This window comes from Salmonirosea aquatica, from assembly GCF_009296315.1.
GTDB classification, from domain to species: domain Bacteria; phylum Bacteroidota; class Bacteroidia; order Cytophagales; family Spirosomataceae; genus Salmonirosea; species Salmonirosea aquatica.
Window position 1 is genome coordinate 2,428,460 of sequence record NZ_WHLY01000002.1, and the last position, 17,600, is coordinate 2,446,059.

Annotated in this window: 14 protein-coding genes; 7 read left to right on the forward strand and 7 right to left on the reverse strand. The window is 52.5% G+C overall.

Features of this window, described 5'->3' with window-relative positions; genetic code table 11:
* The first annotated feature begins 32 nt into the window (after positions 1-32).
* The 6 genes from GBK04_RS11255 to GBK04_RS11280 all read left to right on the forward strand — a co-directional run bounded on the left by GBK04_RS11255 (position 33) and on the right by GBK04_RS11280 (position 7,389).
* Positions 33-395 (forward strand): DUF3127 domain-containing protein, encoded by a 363-nt coding sequence (locus tag GBK04_RS11255; protein WP_152759714.1) that lies wholly within the window; start codon positions 33-35, stop codon positions 393-395.
* A gap of 127 nt (positions 396-522) precedes the next feature.
* Entirely contained in the window at positions 523-1,431 is a 909-nt protein-coding gene (locus tag GBK04_RS11260; protein WP_152759715.1) for a mechanosensitive ion channel family protein, read from the forward strand.
* 229 nt (positions 1,432-1,660) lie between these two features.
* Positions 1,661-4,426 carry a DUF6797 domain-containing protein gene (locus GBK04_RS11265; RefSeq protein WP_152759717.1) on the forward strand — a complete coding sequence of 922 codons (2,766 nt, stop codon included), beginning with the start codon at positions 1,661-1,663 and terminating at the stop codon, positions 4,424-4,426.
* A gap of 107 nt (positions 4,427-4,533) precedes the next feature.
* Positions 4,534-5,229 (forward strand): hypothetical protein, encoded by a 696-nt coding sequence (locus tag GBK04_RS11270; RefSeq protein WP_152759718.1) that lies wholly within the window; start codon positions 4,534-4,536, stop codon positions 5,227-5,229.
* Between the two features lie 190 nt (positions 5,230-5,419).
* Positions 5,420-5,824, forward strand: a complete 405-nt coding sequence (locus GBK04_RS11275; protein ID WP_373330894.1) for a putative quinol monooxygenase — start codon at positions 5,420-5,422, stop codon at positions 5,822-5,824.
* Between the two features lie 347 nt (positions 5,825-6,171).
* Positions 6,172-7,389 carry a sialidase family protein gene (locus tag GBK04_RS11280; RefSeq protein WP_373330895.1) on the forward strand — a complete coding sequence of 406 codons (1,218 nt, stop codon included), beginning with the start codon at positions 6,172-6,174 and terminating at the stop codon, positions 7,387-7,389.
* 382 nt (positions 7,390-7,771) lie between these two features.
* Here GBK04_RS11280 and GBK04_RS11285 read toward each other — a convergent pair whose 3' ends face one another.
* Entirely contained in the window at positions 7,772-8,185 is a 414-nt protein-coding gene (locus tag GBK04_RS11285; RefSeq protein WP_152759720.1) for a barstar family protein, read from the reverse strand.
* A 166-nt stretch (positions 8,186-8,351) separates the two neighbouring features.
* Between GBK04_RS11285 and GBK04_RS11290 the strand changes: the two genes are divergently transcribed.
* Positions 8,352-9,122: a GntR family transcriptional regulator gene (locus tag GBK04_RS11290; RefSeq protein ID WP_152759722.1), complete on the forward strand. Its 771-nt coding sequence runs from the start codon at positions 8,352-8,354 to the stop codon at positions 9,120-9,122.
* Here GBK04_RS11290 and GBK04_RS11295 read toward each other — a convergent pair.
* The 6 genes from GBK04_RS11295 to GBK04_RS30540 form a co-directional block, all read right to left on the reverse strand.
* Complete coding sequence (locus GBK04_RS11295) at positions 9,119-9,847, reverse strand: SGNH/GDSL hydrolase family protein (protein WP_152759724.1); 729 nt, start codon at positions 9,845-9,847, stop codon at positions 9,119-9,121. The genes GBK04_RS11290 and GBK04_RS11295 overlap by 4 nt on opposite strands.
* Complete coding sequence (locus tag GBK04_RS11300) at positions 9,844-12,807, reverse strand: glycosyl hydrolase (protein WP_152759725.1); 2,964 nt, start codon at positions 12,805-12,807, stop codon at positions 9,844-9,846. Before GBK04_RS11300 ends, GBK04_RS11295 begins: the two co-directional genes overlap by 4 nt.
* A gap of 90 nt (positions 12,808-12,897) precedes the next feature.
* Complete coding sequence (locus GBK04_RS30530; RefSeq protein ID WP_373330896.1) at positions 12,898-13,845, reverse strand: hypothetical protein; 948 nt, start codon at positions 13,843-13,845, stop codon at positions 12,898-12,900.
* Positions 13,845-15,434: a hypothetical protein gene (locus tag GBK04_RS30535; protein ID WP_373330897.1), complete on the reverse strand. Its 1,590-nt coding sequence runs from the start codon at positions 15,432-15,434 to the stop codon at positions 13,845-13,847. Before GBK04_RS30535 ends, GBK04_RS30530 begins: the two co-directional genes overlap by 1 nt.
* A 66-nt stretch (positions 15,435-15,500) precedes the next feature.
* Complete coding sequence (locus GBK04_RS11310) at positions 15,501-16,934, reverse strand: RagB/SusD family nutrient uptake outer membrane protein (RefSeq protein ID WP_152759727.1); 1,434 nt, start codon at positions 16,932-16,934, stop codon at positions 15,501-15,503.
* Between the two features lie 10 nt (positions 16,935-16,944).
* Positions 16,945-17,583 carry a hypothetical protein gene (locus GBK04_RS30540; RefSeq protein WP_373330898.1) on the reverse strand — a complete coding sequence of 213 codons (639 nt, stop codon included), beginning with the start codon at positions 17,581-17,583 and terminating at the stop codon, positions 16,945-16,947.
* Positions 17,584-17,600 lie beyond the last annotated feature (17 nt).

Below are 17,600 nucleotides of genomic sequence, written 5' to 3' on the forward strand. Positions count from 1 at the left end.
AATTCCAATTAAATCAGTAAAAAATCATTTTCATGGAAATAACAGGAAACGTCATTTCGATCCTTCCCGAAGTGACCGGCCAGGGAAAAAACGGCACATGGCGCAAGCAGGAGTTCATTCTGGAAACGGAAGGGCAATATCCCAAGAAAGTATGCATCGCGATGTGGGGCGACAAAATCGATCAGTTTGGCCTCAACGTGGGTGATGCCGTAACGGCATCGGTAGACGTAGAGAGCCGCGAGTATAACCAACGTTGGTACACCGAAGTAAAAACCTGGAAAGTAGAAAAAGCCGGCAGCGGCCAATCGGCTCCCAGCAACGTGTCCGGCGACTTTGGCCCTCCCCCCAATCCCGCCTTTGCACCCAGCAGCTCTGATGACGATCTGCCTTTTTAAAAGTACACCGATTGAGAAAGGAGAAGCCGTGCTTCTCCTTTCTTCGTTTAAAGCCCTTCTAAACCATTTGGGTCGGCAGGCCGTTTAAAAAGAAAGTTTTAGCAAAAAATAAAGAATAAAACTCGACATGAACCTCGATATCAACCAGGCCATTGACTTAATCTCGAACAAGCTCACGGTGTGGGTTAAGGAACTCATCCGGCTGTTGCCCAACATCGTGCTGGCCTCGCTCATTCTGGTGCTCGGGCTTTTCATTGCCAAATTCATTCGCAGGATTTCCCTGAAACTCATCCGGAAGGTTTCGCACATCGAAACCATCAATACCCTATTCTCGTCACTCGTCTACGCCATTTCGGTGGGGGTGGTGTTCTTCGTCGTGCTCAGCGTGCTGAATCTCGACAAGGCAGTCACTTCGATCCTGGCCGGGGCGGGAATCCTGGGACTGGCGCTGGCTTTTGCGTTTCAGGATATCGCTGCCAACTTTATGTCGGGTATCTTTCTGTCGTTCCGGCGGCCCCTGGCGGTGGGCGATATCGTCAAGTCCAACGACCACATGGGCATTGTGGAGGAAGTCAACCTGCGCGATACCATGATCCGCACTTTTCAGGGGCAACGGGTGATTATTCCTAACAAAGACGTTTTTCAGAACACGATCGAGAATTACTCCGCCCTGCATAAGCGCCGCTTGGATCTGACGGTAGGAGTATCCTACGGGGATAATTTACAGAAAGTGAAAGACATCGCCATTCAGGCTGCCCTGAAAGTAAGCGTCCGCTCGCCAGATGACGAGGTGACGCTCTTTTATACCGAATTCGGGGATAGCTCCATCAATTTCAACATTCGCATCTGGATGAAGGATACCGAACAGCCTACGTTCCTGCAAGGCCGCCACGAAGCCATTATGTATATCAAAGAAGCCTTCGACGCCAACGATATTATGATTCCGTTCCCGATTCGCACGCTGGATTTTGGCATCAAAGGCGGCGAGAAGCTCTCGGAAATGGATGTGAACGTCCTGAACGGTATGCGGAAATAAGGTAGGTACCCGGTCGGTACCCTACGGCCTGGCCTGCCAGGCGGGTTCGGTCGTGGGATTCTTTAATTCAGATTTTCGATAAAAATAGAGGTACCCACCGGCTTTCATCGTCACTATATCGGAGAGAATGTTTCACACAAGGTACCCTCGCATGTTTCGGTATAGGTACCTCTCTTAAGCCTTTAATTTTTTAGCAAAGCCTCCTTCACACGTCAATCAATACCTAGCGATGCCTAATTTTTCGCGTACTGCATACAGCCTGGCTTCCACCGGGATTCTGCTCCTGGCTGCCCTGTTCCTGGCCAGCAACTCCCATTTTACCAAAGTTATATCCACGCCACCCGACTCTTTGGAAATCGGTAATTTCGTCGAGCCTAACTTTCCGTTCATTTCTACCTCCATCGATGCGCGGAAACTGGGACCGGGCTTTCCGCAAGACAATCAGGCGGCGCGTACACTGGCTATCAAACTGGGCGACAGCGCATATGTCTGCTTCGATACCGACCTGTTGCGGTGGTCAGTAGCCTGGACACGTAAGTTCATGCCCATGAACCTGATGGCCCAGGTTTCCTACGATGATTTTTTCAACAAGAACAACAAGCTGGCCAAGATCGCCGGCGTACCGCAATTCGCCACCGGAAGCTACGCGGGCTGGGTTACGCTGCAAGGCGGGCAATCTACCTTTGCGGCTCCCATTCCCAAAACCGACTGGTTCCCGCTGCCCGCCCAGGAGGCCCGCTGGAATGGCGTGTATACGTACGGAAGTCAGGTAGGTCTCAGCTATACGGTAGGAAGCACGGATATTCTGGAACTACCGGGCAGCAGGGAGTTTGACGGACAGACCGCCTTTACCCGGACCTTCAAAATGGGTACCTCGCCTACCCCCCTGGGACTGGTGCTGGCCGAGGTACCCAACGGAACGAAAGTAGAGCAGGATGGCCGCTTTGTGTACATCTATCAGGGTACCCAGCAGGATACGGTTACGGCCGTGGGGGTGGCAGGCAAAGGAAAAAGTATCCTGACGCCCGAAATTTCCGGAAAAAACCTGCTGACGGTTCGGGTAGCTCCCTCTGCTCAGGGGGCCGAAGCTACCGTCCTGGTATGGAAAGGCCCGGCCCGCCTCATCAAGCAGTTTGAGAAAGCGGCAAAATCTACCAAAATTACGTTGCCCGACTTGAAAAAGGGCGGCCCCGCCTACTGGAAGCAGGAGGTGGCTACGCAGGGTACCCTGGCACCCGATACGGCGGCCTTCGTGACCGACAAGCTGACTTTACCCCTACCTAATCCCTGGAAGCGGAATGTACGCGTAGCGGATGTCTCATTCTTCAAGGACGGCCGCGCGGCCGTTATCACCTTTGAAGGGGACGTATGGACGATTGACGGTATTGATCGCGGTCTGCAAAACTTGCGGTGGAAGCGTTTTGCCTCCGGTATGCATGAAACCATGAGTATCGAGGTAGTGGACGAAAAGATCTACGTGTTCGGCCGGGAAGGCATCCTGCGGCTGCACGATTTGAATAATGATGGTGTGGCCGACTACTACGAGAATTTCTCCAACGTCATGTCCCAGTCGCCCGAGGGCCGCGAGTGGGCGGGCGACATGGTACCTGCGCCCGGCGGAGGTTTCTACGTGGCCAAGGGCGGAAGCCTGAGCAATGGCCCCGGCGTGACACCCCAGGTGGCCAAGGGCTTTCGGAAAGGCTCGGAGCATAACGGGGTTATTCTGCGTATCACGCCCGATGGGCGCGATTTCGAAGTCATCGCAACTGGCTTGCGGGGACCGTATCTGGGTATCAATCCTCAGACCGGGGTACTCACCGCCTCCGATCAGCAGGGCAATTTTGTACCTTCTTCGCCCATTTATTTGATCAAAAAAGGCGATTATTATGGCGTAAGTCCTACGGTACACCGCACGGATAATCCGCCCATTGCCCCGCCGCTGACCTGGATTCCTCACCATGTAGATCAGTCGAGCATTGGTCAGGCTTGGGTGACGAGTACCCAAATGGGCCCACTGAATGGCGATCTGGTGCATTTTTCCTTTGGGCGCCCCGGCCTGTTTCGGGTATTGATCGACACTACTTCGCAAGGCATTCAGGGCGGGCTCTCCATGATCCATGCCGACTATCCCGCCCCTACTTCGAAGGGTACCGTCAACCCGAAGGATGGCCAGCTCTACGTGGCGGGCTTTAATTTGTGGGGGTCCAATTCCAAAGGGCTGAGTGCGCTGCTACGGTTGCGCTACACCGGAAAACCCAGCTACATGGTGAATACATTCGAGGCAGGTAAACAGGGCATCGTGTTGCGTTTCGACTCTCCCCTCGATGCTGCTACGGCTACGAATCCCGATAATTTCCAGATCAAACGATACAATTACCTCCGGACCGAAGAGTATGGCTCCGGGCACTATAAACTGGACGGCTCAACGGGCGAAGAAAAAATACCCGTGTCCGCCAGCTACCTTTCTCCCGACCAAAAGTCGGTGCTGCTCCTGGTACCCGAAATGGCCGAAGTGATGCAAATGGAGGTAGCCTATGAGGTAAAAGCCAAAGATGGACACTCCATAGCCGACGAGTTCTGGTTTACGGTTAACTACCTGGAAGACCTCTCCGCTGCGAAGTATGGCTTTACTAATGTGGATTACAACCTTCTGACAGCCCGCCGGGAAACAGCGAGTAAAGCTACCGAGGTAGCATCAGTGGCAAAGGGCAAGGCGGTGTTTACCAAGACCGCCTGCGCGGGCTGCCATTCGCAGGGTACCCAAACCAAAGGCATGTACGGCCCGCCCTTCCAGGGCTTATACGGCGCCAAGCGTCCGCTCGAAGATGGTACTACCGTGGTGGCCGATGACGCCTACCTACGGGAATCCATCCTGAATCCAACCGCTAAAATCGTGAAGGGCTATAACGCCGAAATGCCCTCTTTCCAGGGTATCCTTTCGGACACGGACATCGAATCGGTGATTTTGTTTGTAAAGTCGTTGGGAGAGAAGTAGAGCCTTGGGGCAGATAGCTTTGTCGATCCGCAACCGTTTGCTAACTGTTTTGGGTAGGGTTTACAAGAAATTCTATTTTCGGGGTACCTACTCAAAAAGATGGAACCATGACCAACCCAAATCTTACTGCATTTCTAGAGAAAAATCATTTTGTCCAGGGAGATAAACGATTAAAATACATCCGGGAAACGGAGCTAGGTCCTTTGGAGTTGTGGTTCCAGCCCTTGAAAAGGACAAAATATGCCGGAGAAATCCGCTACCAGGAATTTGTAGGATGTCGGGTGACGCTGGCGATGAAATTGAATGTACCCACTCGTTTTATGGTGGGAGACTCGAACGCCATCAGCAATTGGCTTGCCAACTATGTCAATAAAAAGCGGGGGCGCGAGCTGATAAAGCTGAAAGATCCGAGGAGCCTTCTCAGTGCCTGGGTAGCTTCCAAAGCATGGAGCGAAAATATTCTCCAAGATGTCGAGGTACAGGAGGCACTCACCACCCTTTTCCATACTGACGATAAAATCAGAAGACAGCAAAGCTTATCCCTCGATCCTTTGCAGCTTACCTATGCGTATCGAATGAAGACGGTTGACCTGGAGGCCCTGGAAGCATTGATCCCCCCCTATCTTTTGGTGGCTGAAAAGGTCAAACAAGCCGAAGAGCCCCAGGAAAAACTGAGTCTTACTTCAACAGAGAATTATGTACTAAAACACCCCTACCGCATTGCCATCATGATTTTACTGGGCCTCATGCTTTTGTTGGTAGTACCCTTCATCATCATTGGGTTATTTGTCTTTTTTAAATGAAGGGTACCCTCCGAATCAGTTTGTGTAGGATATGGGTTTGAACGTCGGTGGGTTGGTTAGACAGGAAGTAAAAAAATCATTTACTTATCCACAGACTTTTGTCTGTCCCGGCCCTGGCGACTGGGTTTTGTTGCTGAGTAAATAATGAATCCTACAAATAACAACTTCTTATTTATAAATACCCTTGAGTATGATGCGCACAAAAAAAACGGGCAGATTAGCCCTGCTTCTCATTACAATCATGCTACCCTTTTTTATCAGCAATAGTACCCTGGCGCAAGAGAATAATCAAATGGTGCGACTGGCAAAACTCGTCATCGACTCGACCCAATTGGAAAGTTATAAAGCCGCATTGAAGGAGGAAATTGAAGCTTCGGTGCGCCTCGAACCTGGTGTACTCACCTTGTACGCTGTCTCGGAAAAGAAAAACCCCAATCACATCACAATTTTGGAAATATATGCGGATACGGCGGCGTACCGGGCGCATCTGCAAACCCCTCATTTCATCAAATACAAAAACGGGACACAGGCTATGGTCAAGTCCCTTGAGCTGGTCGAAACGGTTCCCTTGATCCCTGGAATGAAAATTAAATGACAATGAATTATTTATAAATGAGTAATATCACATTACTTCACTCAATAATTCCGAGCACCCACCAGTAGGATTTTTGCATCCCATTACGCAGGTTTTGCGTGGGTCTATTAAAACTAAGCCTCTGGATCAGGCCCTGGGTTGAGTAGGTACCAGCCACTCCTGCCGCAAAAATCGTTGACCACTTCACAACTTATTACGGCTCAGAATTCGGACCTATTCGCGCAAAAGAAGGTAGGTTAGGTGAGCATCCAACATCCATTCTGTTCCTTTTTTTCTTATCATTCACTAATATTAGCTCTAATTTTAAGGCCAAGCGAAAACCCAAATTCAACTTTTAATGTCCCGTAATGTCCCGCATCCGCAATTCATCAGCCTTGGTCGCCCTTTTCCTAAACTTTTGCCTTTTTGCCTGTCAGACCGTTCAGTCGCCCCGAACGATGGGGAGCAAGGTACCTGACAAAGCGGGCATTATGGAAACAACCGTTTTTGAAAGCGGGCAAGAGGGGTACCTCTGCTACCGTATACCGGCCATCGTGAAAGCACCCAATGGCGATCTGCTGGCCTTCGCCGAAGCCCGGCGCACCAGTTGCAGCGATTTCGGCGACGTGGAAATTGTGTTGAAACGTAGCAGCGATGACGGAAGATCCTGGGGGCCGCTCCAGGTGGTGGCTGACTACGCCGAGTACCAGGCGGGCAATCCGGCACCGGTCTACGACCTTACAGACCCGGCCTATCCGAAGGGGCGGCTTTTCCTGTTTTACAACACAGGTACCGCTCACGAGGCCGATGTCCGCAAGGGTAAGGCGGTGCGGGAAATATGGTACAAAACCAGTACTGACGGTGCCCATACCTGGAACGACCCTGTGAACATCACACTGCTGACCTCGCGGCCCAACGCCCCCAATACCAACCCTACCTATACGTTCAGTGAAGACTGGCGTTCCTACGCCAATACGCCCGGCCACGCGCTGCAAATCCGGAACGGGAAATACCGGGGGCGGATTTTTGTGGCAGCCAACCACTCGGCGGGTCCACCGCAGGAGCATTACCGCGACTACGCCGCCCATGCCTACTACTCCGACGACCACGGTCAGACATTCAAGCTGAGTCCCAGCCTCGACTATGCCGGCGGCAACGAGGCCACCGCCGCCGAAACTTCCGATGGCAGCCTGCTATTGAATTTTCGCAACCAATCGGGCGATGTCAAGTACCGTTTGCAGGGCTTCACCCGCGATGCAGGTACCACGTGGGAGGAAGTACGGGTCATGGAAGGCCTACCCGATCCGGTCTGTGAGGGCAGCCTGATCAGCTACCAGCCGAAAAAAGGGCAACCCGTACTTCTTTTTTCCAATGCCAACAGCCAGACCAAACGCGAGAACCTCACCGTTCGTACCAGTCCCGATAATGGCCAAACCTGGTCATCGGGCCAAGTGATTTACAGCGGCTCGGCGGCTTATTCTGATCTAGTGGTTCAGGCCGACGACAAAATCGGCGTCCTATACGAGAAGGACGCTTACAAACGCATCGTCTACGCGCAGTTTGAATACAGTTGGCTGAGGGAGTGAAACTTCTTAGTTACCTGGTCTTTTTTATAGATGACGCGTTGGCTAGACTCTTCTTTTACAGTCCCGTCGATTTATCCATCTGTTCAGTGTAGCGATTACCTATTACGTCGATTTGGGCCTAAGATTCCTCTGGAGTATAGGATGTCGTTCCAAACAGGTACCTTGCTACAGAACCAGAAACGTATTCAATTGCATGACTGCTCTACCCAGGTGTCCGGTAGCTCCTGTTACTAGTATCATAGTGCTTTCTGGTTTTTTGTTTTGGCAAAATTCCGCAACAATAAAACCCCGTACGTAGCCAAATCCCGGGTTGTCGTAGTCAAAATAAGGGAACTCTGGTGAATCGAATCGCTGGTATCCGGGTACCCCACCCGCTACAATGCTAAGCCAGCACGATGCGTTTCGGTGCCATGGTGGCACCATAATCCTGGACTACCTGCTGCAGAATCTGCATATCGCGCGGACACTCCCGGGCAAACTCATCCCAATGCACTAGCGTTAGCTGCTCGGGCATTTCTACCACCGCGACAATACAGTCCCAGAAAGCATCCCAGCTCACACCGTACCAGTCCGGAAATTGCAGTTCGTTTTTGAAGAGCTGGTGCAATGCTGCTTTGGTTTTTATGCCGGTCAAATCAAGAGTCATCGTGTAATTAGGGTAGGTTTTCAGCAAAAATGATACAATAGCCGACTTATGGATGCGGCCTCCCGGAACGGAAGTTAGTACAAAACGAAAAAACCGCCAACGGCCCATCCATCGATCAGCAAAATTGCCTATACGGAAAGGTTTAAACATGCGCAGTCGTTCCGTTGAGCAAGGGGAGTACTTCGGTTGTACTTTTTTTATGTCTTTGTACCTTCGTATGTTTAGGGTGTAATTATCCAGTTCGGTAAGACTTGAGGGGAGGATAAAAACCGCATTCCGCAATCGCCTATCCCCATTACCTCATTCCAGCATAACGATGAAGCCCAAATTCATTACAATCAGTGAAGCCATTGTTGAGAAAATCAAAGCGGGTGAACTACAACCTGGGGATCAGATTCCGTCGGAAAACGAGCTGATCCGCGACCACCAGGTCAGCAACACCACGGCCCGCAAGAGTCTGCTGGATCTGGAATCGAAGGGTTGGGTAAAGCGGATCAAAGGCAGAGGTACCTACGTGCTGAATCGCACGCCCGACCACCACCTAGTACGTACCCTGGGCTCGATCTACGCCACCCGGCGGGGGTTTCACGAGAGTTTGCTGGCCGAAGGCTTTCTGCCCAAAAACCTGGTGCTGGAAAAAACGATCCTACCGGATGGCATATCGTCCGAGATCGGAGGCAAGCATTTTATCATCGACGGACCGGTGCTGAAAATCCATCAGCTGCGCTACGCAGATGAGGAAATTATCAAGGACGAGCTGAAATACGTATCCCTCAGGCTCTGCCCGAACATCAATCGGCTACCCACCGAAATCTCCTATTTTAAAACTTACGAGACTACCTACCACCTCAAGATCGAAGAAGTCAAACAGACCCTGAGCGTGGAAATCGTGCAACCCGACGCCAGGGAGAACAATTTTGAACTCAAAAAAGCTACCCCCATGTTCATTCTGGATAGTGCGGTGGTCTGTACCCAAAGCAAGGTGGTAGAACTGGAGCGCTCCTACTACCGCGGCGATAAGTACAAGTTTGCCATCATCGCCAATCCGGACTATCAGGATCACGGTCATAAAGCTACGCAGGCCTAGTTTTCTTTTTTATCGATCAGCCACTTCACAATGGTATCGGCAATAATCTGGTGTCCCGCGCGGTTGGGATGGTTGACGTGCGACATATAATCGGGTAGATTGCCCTGGGCGGCTATTTTTTTGAACTCCGCGTACGGATCGGCCAGACCTACCTGAAACCGTTCCGCCAATTGCCTGATTTGCTCCGCGTGCGGCTCGAGCGGATTGTCAGCCGCCAACAAATCCACCCGCTGGTCGGGGGAAGGAGTCAGCAGAATGACCTTGATGTTCTGGGCCAGCGCTTTTTTGATCATATCCTCCCAGGCTACCCTCGCTTTTTCAAGTCCCAGAAACCGATCGTTCAACGCATAGTCGATCAGCAGGACGTCCGGCCGGTGATTGAGCACTTCCTTTTCAAACCGCAGGCTACCCTTCTGGGAATTCTCTCCACCGATCGCGGTGACGATCACATTAATGACGGCGTAGGGATATTCTTCTTTCAGCTTTTCCAGCACCAGATGCGGATACGATTCGAGGGTATGTACCTCATGATCGTGCCAGAAGCCCGCCGGAACCGAATGCCCGTGGAAGACAATGTTGACCGTTCGGTTGTTCGGCCATACCGCCTTCAACTCTTTTTTCACGGCAGACAGATATTCCTGACGGTCGGGCCAGCGGTTGTCCTGGGCAAAGCCAGCAATACTTATTGAAAGCAGGGTACCCAGCACCCAGGCTATACGGTTCATAGCTCAATCGGTTTGACGGTTCTGATCGTTACGGGCCCCAGCAGGCCAGATTCCAGCAGGGGGGCTTCGGACCAAAGTAATTCCCTTGATGCCCTCACTTTGAGATTGGTACGGGTGTAGTTTTCTTTATCCCGAATATCCCCGATAATCCGGTTGGCCCAGGTGTTGACTACTTCTACTTTCAAGGCATTCGCGCCCGGCCTGATGACATCGGTTACGTCGTAGCGGTAGGGAGCCGTCCAGGTAATGCCCAGCGACTTACCGTTCAGCCACACCTCCGCTACCTTACCCACCTCGCCCAGGTCCAGGTACACCCGGCCCGAAGATGGAGCGGATGGGGTGTAAGTAAAGTCCTTGGTATAGGTACCCGTACCCGAATAATGCGCAATTCCCTTATCGGACGAGGCCGCCCAGGAAGTCAACTCCGGAAAGGTAGCTTTTTCGGGCGCGCCCCAGCCTTTGGTAAAGTGCACCTCCCAACTACCCCCAATGGGCTCAACTTCGATTTTGTTTTCGACGGTCCGGGTTTTTGAGGTACCTTTCAGTACATAGGTACCCTCCGCCAGAAACTCCAAACCCCGGGATGTATAGGAAAACAGGGGTGGATGGGGCGAAGCAGAAGTGACTTCCCGAATGTGCGGGGATGGTCGGTCAGCTTTTGAAAAAACGACGAAATAGGAGCCGTGGGGTGTGAAAGTCAAGGGTACCTTGATGAGCTCCCCTTCCTGCTCGTACACGCCGATGGGAATGACTTCGCCGGTTTGAGCGTCCCACAATTCGGGTACCTTCCCCTGCTGCCGGAAAGAGCACAACCGGGACAGGGCTTTATCCTGCGTATTCCTGACGAAGTAAAAATCCAGATCTTCTTTCCGGTGGTGAATGAAGTCGAGCACGGGCTGACTTTTTTTCATGTAGTCCAATCGGGTCGACCCTTTGTCGGGATAGTCAAAATCGGGCTTGACGCCCATTTTTTGCAGAATTTGCAGCGCCGGTGTGGTAAAAACCTTCCCTTTCTTCACTTCATTTTTTGAAAAATTCCCCGCACCAGCCCATAGCCGGTCCGCCACTTGTCGGCTGTCTCCCCAGGTACCTTCGGGTTTAGTACCGGTGATGACGGCGCCCGCTTGGGCCAGCTCCTCCACTTTGCGCAGCACGGCGGGGTCATCCCCAACGATTTCGTCCAGCACCAGCACTTTGAACTGGGCACCATAGGGCAGCGTCAGCAGCCCGTCCTGTACGCGGAGGTCATTCAGCAGTTTTTCGGTATTGATGATTTCATAATCGTAGCCCGAGCCTACCGCAAAACGGGCGTTTTTCGGGGTGCCGAAATTAGGTACCTTATTGCCGTAGTAATAAAGGACATCCGCCGTAAAATTAGTTTCCTGCAAAAGGTAGGACACGCGCGCCAGGTAGTCACTGAATGGCTTCACCTTGGGCCACCAGGTGGTTTTGACATTGAAATGGGTACCCGCCGCGTAGACGTTGCCAGGGTACCCCTCCCGGGTCGGGTTGTGGGTAAAGCCGTGGATCACCGCCCGGCTCATCCCTTCGCAAAAGGCCCGGTCGCCTACGGGCCGCATGTCGCCGGGGCCTTCCTGCCAGTTTTGAAAGCTGGTGAAGGCTTCCAGCTCAGTAATTTTGCGCTGATAAAGATGCGAGGCCGCCGCTATTTCCTTGACCAGCATCAGCAAATCAACGCTATCCTTCGTTTCGTCCAGCCGCTCGTGGTTGATCCAGAATTCGCCGCGGGGCACATCCAGCGAACCCAGCGCCTTGATGGCTTCCACGGGTACATTGTGCAGGGGTGGCCCTGGCCCGCCCGATTCAGAAATAAGGTTTAGCCCGTATGCATTGGCAATTTCCTTTCCTTTCCGGTAGTGGTTATTGATCATCAGTTCCGAAATCGTCAGGTTCAGATCCTGCCGGAAACGGTTGGTGGTTGTGGAGTCAAAAGCCTGCTTGTCAAAAATATACGGAAGAAACTTGGCCAGATCGTATCCGTTTATTTTTCTGAATTCATCCGCCAGCGACGGCGTCCACAGGGCATTTTTGGCCTCGAAGCTGGCTAAGTACAGATTTTTCAAAGCCGTTTTCCGAAAATCCCCCAGCACCGGTCTGAGCCGGTTGATGAAGTACATGAAATGCATCCGGGTGGCGGTGGAGTCAAAGTGATCGATGATGGGTCCTTTGGAATTAGGGCTCGGCAACAGCAGTGGATCGCCCGAATTGGAGCAAACATAGCGTTGAATTTCCCAGGTCCCAGGCGGTACCTCCCAGGTTAGGGTTTCGGTTTTGGAATTGAAAAAGCGTGACACATCCACGATTCGGGCAGTATCCAAATGACCACCGGTTTTTTGGGCAGGAATGGCTAGAACGGCCACTTCTTTCTGATACACGGGCTTGCCATCCGGACCCAATGGAATATAAAGTTCGCCGCGGCTGTCTTTTTTGGGTATGTCGGGAAAAGGTACCTTGATGGTTTGTCGGCCCGGCTGGGACAATTTCAGCTTTGATACATAGAGCGATTTGGCGGCATACTCGGGGGTCACCCAGCTGCCGCCGGCATTCCAGCTACTGGCCAGGTTCAGACCCACTTCCAGATTGAGCCGGGTAGCTTCCCGAATCGCGCACACGATGGTATTCAGCGAACTATCGCCCATGAATTTCGGGCCGGCAGGTACCAGGCCATCAGGCCGAAAACCGATTTCGAAGATATCCACCCCGCCCAGGCCAGCCTTTTTGATGCTGCGCAATTCTTCTTTGAGCAAGGTGGTGTCAGTGTGGCCATTGAGCCACCACCAGTATACCTTGGGGCGCGCGGTACCCCGAGGATCTTTGAAGCCCGCTTTCAGCGATTCGTAATCAGCTAATTTTCCGGTTGGGGGTAGGTTGGTATTTGATAGCAGACCAACGGCTGTTAAAATAACAAAAACCGGAAAAAGAGAAAAGAAGGCTTTCATAAGCAAAAGGTTTTAGAGATCATGCATGGCAAAGCATGGAAATGAAACTGGCTCGATGCCACATAGGGGCATCCCACGGTATGCATCATATCACCAGGAGACTACCAGGCTTCCCGTCACGTTTTCCACTACATAATGCTTTCCTAACGCATCGTCGCCCCGCTTGAAGGGTACCTGGCCGGTTTTCCAGGGGTAGGTGGCATTGACGTAGGTATGAAACTGTTCTTCCGTAACGTGATCCTCGGGATAAATCCGAACCGTGGCGTTTTGAAGCCCCTCGATGCTGTACCGTTTGGTGATACCTTTCTGGCCCGAGTGCAACTCCCGGAAAGTAACGATTCCCTCATTTTGCTCCACAAAGGCCCGGCACTCGCGGTTCCAGGCTGTGGGCATGGTGTAGGTCGAATTTCCCTTTTCCAGTTTGGTTTCCAATCCGAGCAACAGGGGAGCACCTTGTTGGAATTTGAAGTGCTGCCTTACAGTGCTGCTGGGATTATAGCCGGAAAACAGGAAAGCATTGTGGCTTCTCGAAATGGTCAAAACCGGATTTTTCAGGGAAGGGTCCTGCTTTTCCACCAGGTGGCCGAGGCCAAATTCGGGCAACAGGTACCTTAGGTGGAGCGGACCGATGAACCACTTTTCGGGATCATCCGGAGTGAGTAAACGCCCTCCGGTGAAGCTGCTGGAATTGGTACCCCGCAGGTAGGCTACTTTACCGCCTCCCCATTCCGGGCGGGATCTGACCCACACGACATCACGGGTTTTTCCGGCCTGTTCAAGTTGTACTAGCAATGTCGTGCTGGCATCGGAACGGTCTTTCAGACTGGTCCTCACGCCCCCGCCGCCGAACAGTGCGCGGTGGTTGATGCGGTGGGGGTACCCTCTTTCCAAAACATCTCCTTTCATGGACGATTTGATTTCAAATTCTCCTTCCAGTGGGGCTTCGTTCTGTAAATTCAGAAAATCCAGAAACTGCGGACTGGCGTGATCGGCGGGGCCAAACAGCATGAGCTTTCCGCCTTTCTGCACAAATTCCATCAACGCTTTTTCCAGGGGGTACCTGCATCAGGCATTATCGTCACCAGCGTGGACTCTTTAAAATAATCCGGTTTCTTGCCCAGAACCGATTGGAAAGAACCCGTGGAAATGACCGTATTAAGGGGAAAACCATTATTGATCGCCTGCCGGATGTACCAGTCGCCGTAGTACACTTCCGGCAAACGATTTTTGGCTTCATACGCCCAGCGGTGGTACTCATCGAAGGGATACACCCACACCAGCGGACCGGGCGCAGTAGGTGCATCGTAGCGGGCTTTCAGAATGTGCGGCGTGACCTCGTCGGGTACCTGGGTTGGCATTTCGCCCAGTGAATTGTCGATAGTCAGGAAATTGAGGTGCGTGGGAATACCGATCTCTCCATTGGCATCGATCCGGCTCACCGCCATGGGTAGGTATATATCGTGCGGCTCCCGCCCGTAGCGGTCCAGCCAGGGACTGTTGAGCCACCAGGGATCGTGGGTATAGTAGCGAAACAAGAACCGGTTGTCGGGCAATTCGGCCATGCGCGACATGTACCCCACCATTTCCAGCCCGAAATCGCCATCCAGAGCCGCCCAGGGCGAGTTGGGTGGGGGCAGCATGTTGTATCCGCCCTCGTAGATCTGCTTCAGGTTCACCGCATCGCGGGCCAGGTCGGCGCCCACCGACAGATTGGTACCGCGCGTCTGGATTTGAAAGGTAGGGCATTCCTTCCGGAACAACTGCCAGAACTCATTGATTTTGGCGGTAAGCCCGGCCAGTTTTTCCTGCTCAAATTCCTTACCGGTAAAGGTAGCTCCGGTGGCCGACCAGCCTTCGGCCCCAAACCCGAAGCCATTGCTGAACCAGATGAAATCGTAGCCCAGATCCTTCAGAAAATGCTGACTTTGCCGACCGAAGAAGGTACCAAAGGGCGTATTGGCCGGGATACCCTTGGGAAAGCCCGCGTAGGCCTCCCGATCGGCGTTTAGCACGGAGTAGCAGCTTACGAAGCTTTTATGTCCCATGGCGTTGCCACCCAGGATTTCGGGGTGCTTCTTGTACTTGAACTCCGACTTAGCGAATTCGGGCCCGGGATCGAACGTAGCACCCACCTGAATGGGCTTACCCGTAACTTTCCGCCCTTCTTCTTTCAGCGTTTTTATGATAAAGGCCAGATCGGCGTACGAAAACACCGGCGGATTCTCCATATAAAGGTAGGCCCTTTCGTGAATGGAAAGCTCCTCGGGGCCGGAGCCTACGGCATGCTGGGTGTTGGGATTGCCCAGGTACCTGGCCCATTCGAGGGGCTCGGACGGGGTACCCTTGTAATCCAGAATCTCCGACCCATCGCCGGTCCATAGCATTACGGATACCGTGTCGGTATGGCGCAGCAGCGAGTGCCACTGCGTGAACATTTCCGTGGCTACCTCGCGGATGTAGGCCTGGTCGTTCTTCTTGAAAGGTTTCAGCGAAGCCTCCAGCGTGATGTTGTTGAAGTTTCTGCCTTTGAGGGTACCCAGGTTGGATTGGGACTGGCCAACCAGCGGTATAGACAGCAGGAAAAGCAAGAAGGGGTACCTGAGAATTCCTTTGACAAAATGCATCATTTCAAAAGGGTTTAGGAAATAGCGGGCCATGAAGCCTTCCCGGCGTTCATGGCCCAACTTGTTATTTCAATAGCCTGGATTCTGACCCAAGTTGGGATTGATGTCGATTTCCCGCAGTGGTATGGGCATGATCAGCTCGTGGGGAGCGACCGTAAAACTCAGGCCATTGTCCTGAAAGTACTTGTTCAAAACTTCCTGTGCCCGTCCGGTACGTACCAGGTCGAACCAGCGGTGGCCTTCCAACAAAAACTCCACCCTTCTTTCTTTTTCGAGGGCAAGCGTAAATTCAGCTTTGGACAATCCCGAAAGCGGAGCAAGCCCAGCCCGTTGCCGCACCATATTCAGGTAGGTATGGGCCTCGGGGGTACCGTTGGTTTCGTTCAATGCTTCGGCGTACATCAGCAACACATCCGCGTAGCGCAGAGCCGTAAAGTTGATGCCCCCATCACCCACAATGCCGGTTGTAAAATCCACAAATTTGAGCCCGTAGGTCTCCTTTTCGTACTTGCCGGTATTCAGCCTTACCGAGTCACCGATGGAGGCCTTTCTCCGCAAATCACCCGGCTCGTATACATTGGCCATCTGTTTGGTAGGCAGTACCCGGCCCGAGCCCTGCATATTGCCCGGAAAGATGGCCATGTCGAAGCGGGCGGGGGTGAAAATACTGGAAAAGGAATTGCCTTCGCCCACATTGCCCGACAGATACTTGATTTCGAAGATCGTTTCCTGCAGCTCGCTGTTGCCATTCGTGAACAGTTTTTTATAATCCGGATTGAGCGAGTACGTCTTTTGGTCAATTATTTCTTTAAGTACGTTTTTGGCCAGATCATACTGCTTCGTGGTCAGGTACACTTTTCCAAGCAGCGTTTTAGCCGCTCCGGTGGAGGCCTGGGACTTACTGGGCAGGGTAATGCCATTCAGCAGGCTTGCGGCATCGGTGAGGTCTTTGGTGATCAGGGCGTACACCTCGCTCACCGGCCGACGGGTCATGTCAAAATCCATGATCGCATCAGGACTCCGGAAAGCGACGTCTACGATCGGTACATTGCCAAAAAGGCGAACCAGATTGAAATAGCTGAACGCCCGCAGAAACAGAGATTCTCCTTTGAATTGGTTTTTCTGGGCTTCGGTCAAATTCACATCATCCAGCCTCGACAGGATATTGTTACTGCGGGCAATGGTGGCAAAGCTACCACTCCACACGGTGTTGAGGAAATCATTGGAAGCGGTGGGATTTACCTCGTCCAGTTCGGTTTCAGACACGGTGGGCGACGTCCATTTTATTTCCGCGTTGTCGGTCGTCAGGTCGCCGATGTCGACCAGGGCGGTATTATAAAGTACCTGGAGTCCGGCGTAATTGCCCACCAGAGCGGTTTCGAAATCCTTGGCACTTTTGTAAAATGAAACCTCGTTGATCTGGTACTCGGGCTGGAGATTGAGGAATTCCGAGCAGGAACTCAGCATGGTCCCCAGTAGGATTAGCGTTATGTATTTTTTCATAGCGGTAGGTTTAGAAAGTTGTTTTTATGCCCAGGGTATAGGTACGTGGCAAGGGGTAATTCAGGTAGTCGATACCCGCGTTCACGACGTTGTCGCCGGTGATGCTCGATTCGGGATCATAGCCCGGATAGTCGGTAAAGGTGTACACGTTGGCTACGTTGACGTACACATTCAGGTTGTTCAAATGCAAAACGCTGGTCAGGGTTTTGGGTAGGTCGTAGGACAACTTGATGTTCCGGATGCGGGTGAAAGAATTCTCGAAGAGGTAGTGCGAGGAGGTACCAAAGCCCAGGGCATGGTTGCTCCGGATGGACCGGGGCATGATGCCATCGCCCGGATCGGCCTCCGACCGCCATCGCCGATCCGTAAGGGCCAGGTTGTTCTGCACCCCATTCGATCCCAGTAGGCTCGCGCCGGCATCCAGGTAGGTATAGGCACCCTGTGAACCCACCAGGCTGATATTCAAACTAAGATTTCCCAGTTTGAAATTATTATCCAGTCCCCAGGTAAAATCAGGCCAGGGGGTACCTACGATTTTCCGGTCGCTCTGGTTGATCACGCCATCGCCGTTGACATCCTCGAACTTCAGATCACCGGCTTGAGTCTTGGGATGCTGCAAGGCCGCTCCATCCAACTCGGCGCTGGTCATGAACACCCCCAGCTTAT

What these genes read in the sequence shown, in the direction of transcription:
- GBK04_RS11260 (WP_152759715.1), top strand. Translation starts at nt 523, where the DNA reads ATGAACCTCGATATCAACCAGGCCATTGACTTAATCTCGAACAAGCTC.
- GBK04_RS11300 (WP_152759725.1), bottom strand. Translation starts at nt 12,807, where the DNA reads ATGAAAGCCTTCTTTTCTCTTTTTCCGGTTTTTGTTATTTTAACAGCC.
- GBK04_RS30540 (WP_373330898.1), bottom strand. Translation starts at nt 17,583, where the DNA reads ATGACCAGCGCCGAGTTGGATGGAGCGGCCTTGCAGCATCCCAAGACT.
- GBK04_RS11290 (WP_152759722.1), top strand. Translation starts at nt 8,352, where the DNA reads ATGAAGCCCAAATTCATTACAATCAGTGAAGCCATTGTTGAGAAAATC.
- GBK04_RS11270 (WP_152759718.1), top strand. Translation starts at nt 4,534, where the DNA reads ATGACCAACCCAAATCTTACTGCATTTCTAGAGAAAAATCATTTTGTC.
- GBK04_RS11280 (WP_373330895.1), top strand. Translation starts at nt 6,172, where the DNA reads ATGTCCCGCATCCGCAATTCATCAGCCTTGGTCGCCCTTTTCCTAAAC.
- GBK04_RS11275 (WP_373330894.1), top strand. Translation starts at nt 5,420, where the DNA reads ATGATGCGCACAAAAAAAACGGGCAGATTAGCCCTGCTTCTCATTACA.
- GBK04_RS30535 (WP_373330897.1), bottom strand. Translation starts at nt 15,434, where the DNA reads ATGATGCATTTTGTCAAAGGAATTCTCAGGTACCCCTTCTTGCTTTTC.
- GBK04_RS30530 (WP_373330896.1), bottom strand. Translation starts at nt 13,845, where the DNA reads ATGGAATTTGTGCAGAAAGGCGGAAAGCTCATGCTGTTTGGCCCCGCC.
- GBK04_RS11285 (WP_152759720.1), bottom strand. Translation starts at nt 8,185, where the DNA reads ATGTTTAAACCTTTCCGTATAGGCAATTTTGCTGATCGATGGATGGGC.
- GBK04_RS11310 (WP_152759727.1), bottom strand. Translation starts at nt 16,934, where the DNA reads ATGAAAAAATACATAACGCTAATCCTACTGGGGACCATGCTGAGTTCC.
- GBK04_RS11265 (WP_152759717.1), top strand. Translation starts at nt 1,661, where the DNA reads ATGCCTAATTTTTCGCGTACTGCATACAGCCTGGCTTCCACCGGGATT.
- GBK04_RS11295 (WP_152759724.1), bottom strand. Translation starts at nt 9,847, where the DNA reads ATGAACCGTATAGCCTGGGTGCTGGGTACCCTGCTTTCAATAAGTATT.
- GBK04_RS11255 (WP_152759714.1), top strand. Translation starts at nt 33, where the DNA reads ATGGAAATAACAGGAAACGTCATTTCGATCCTTCCCGAAGTGACCGGC.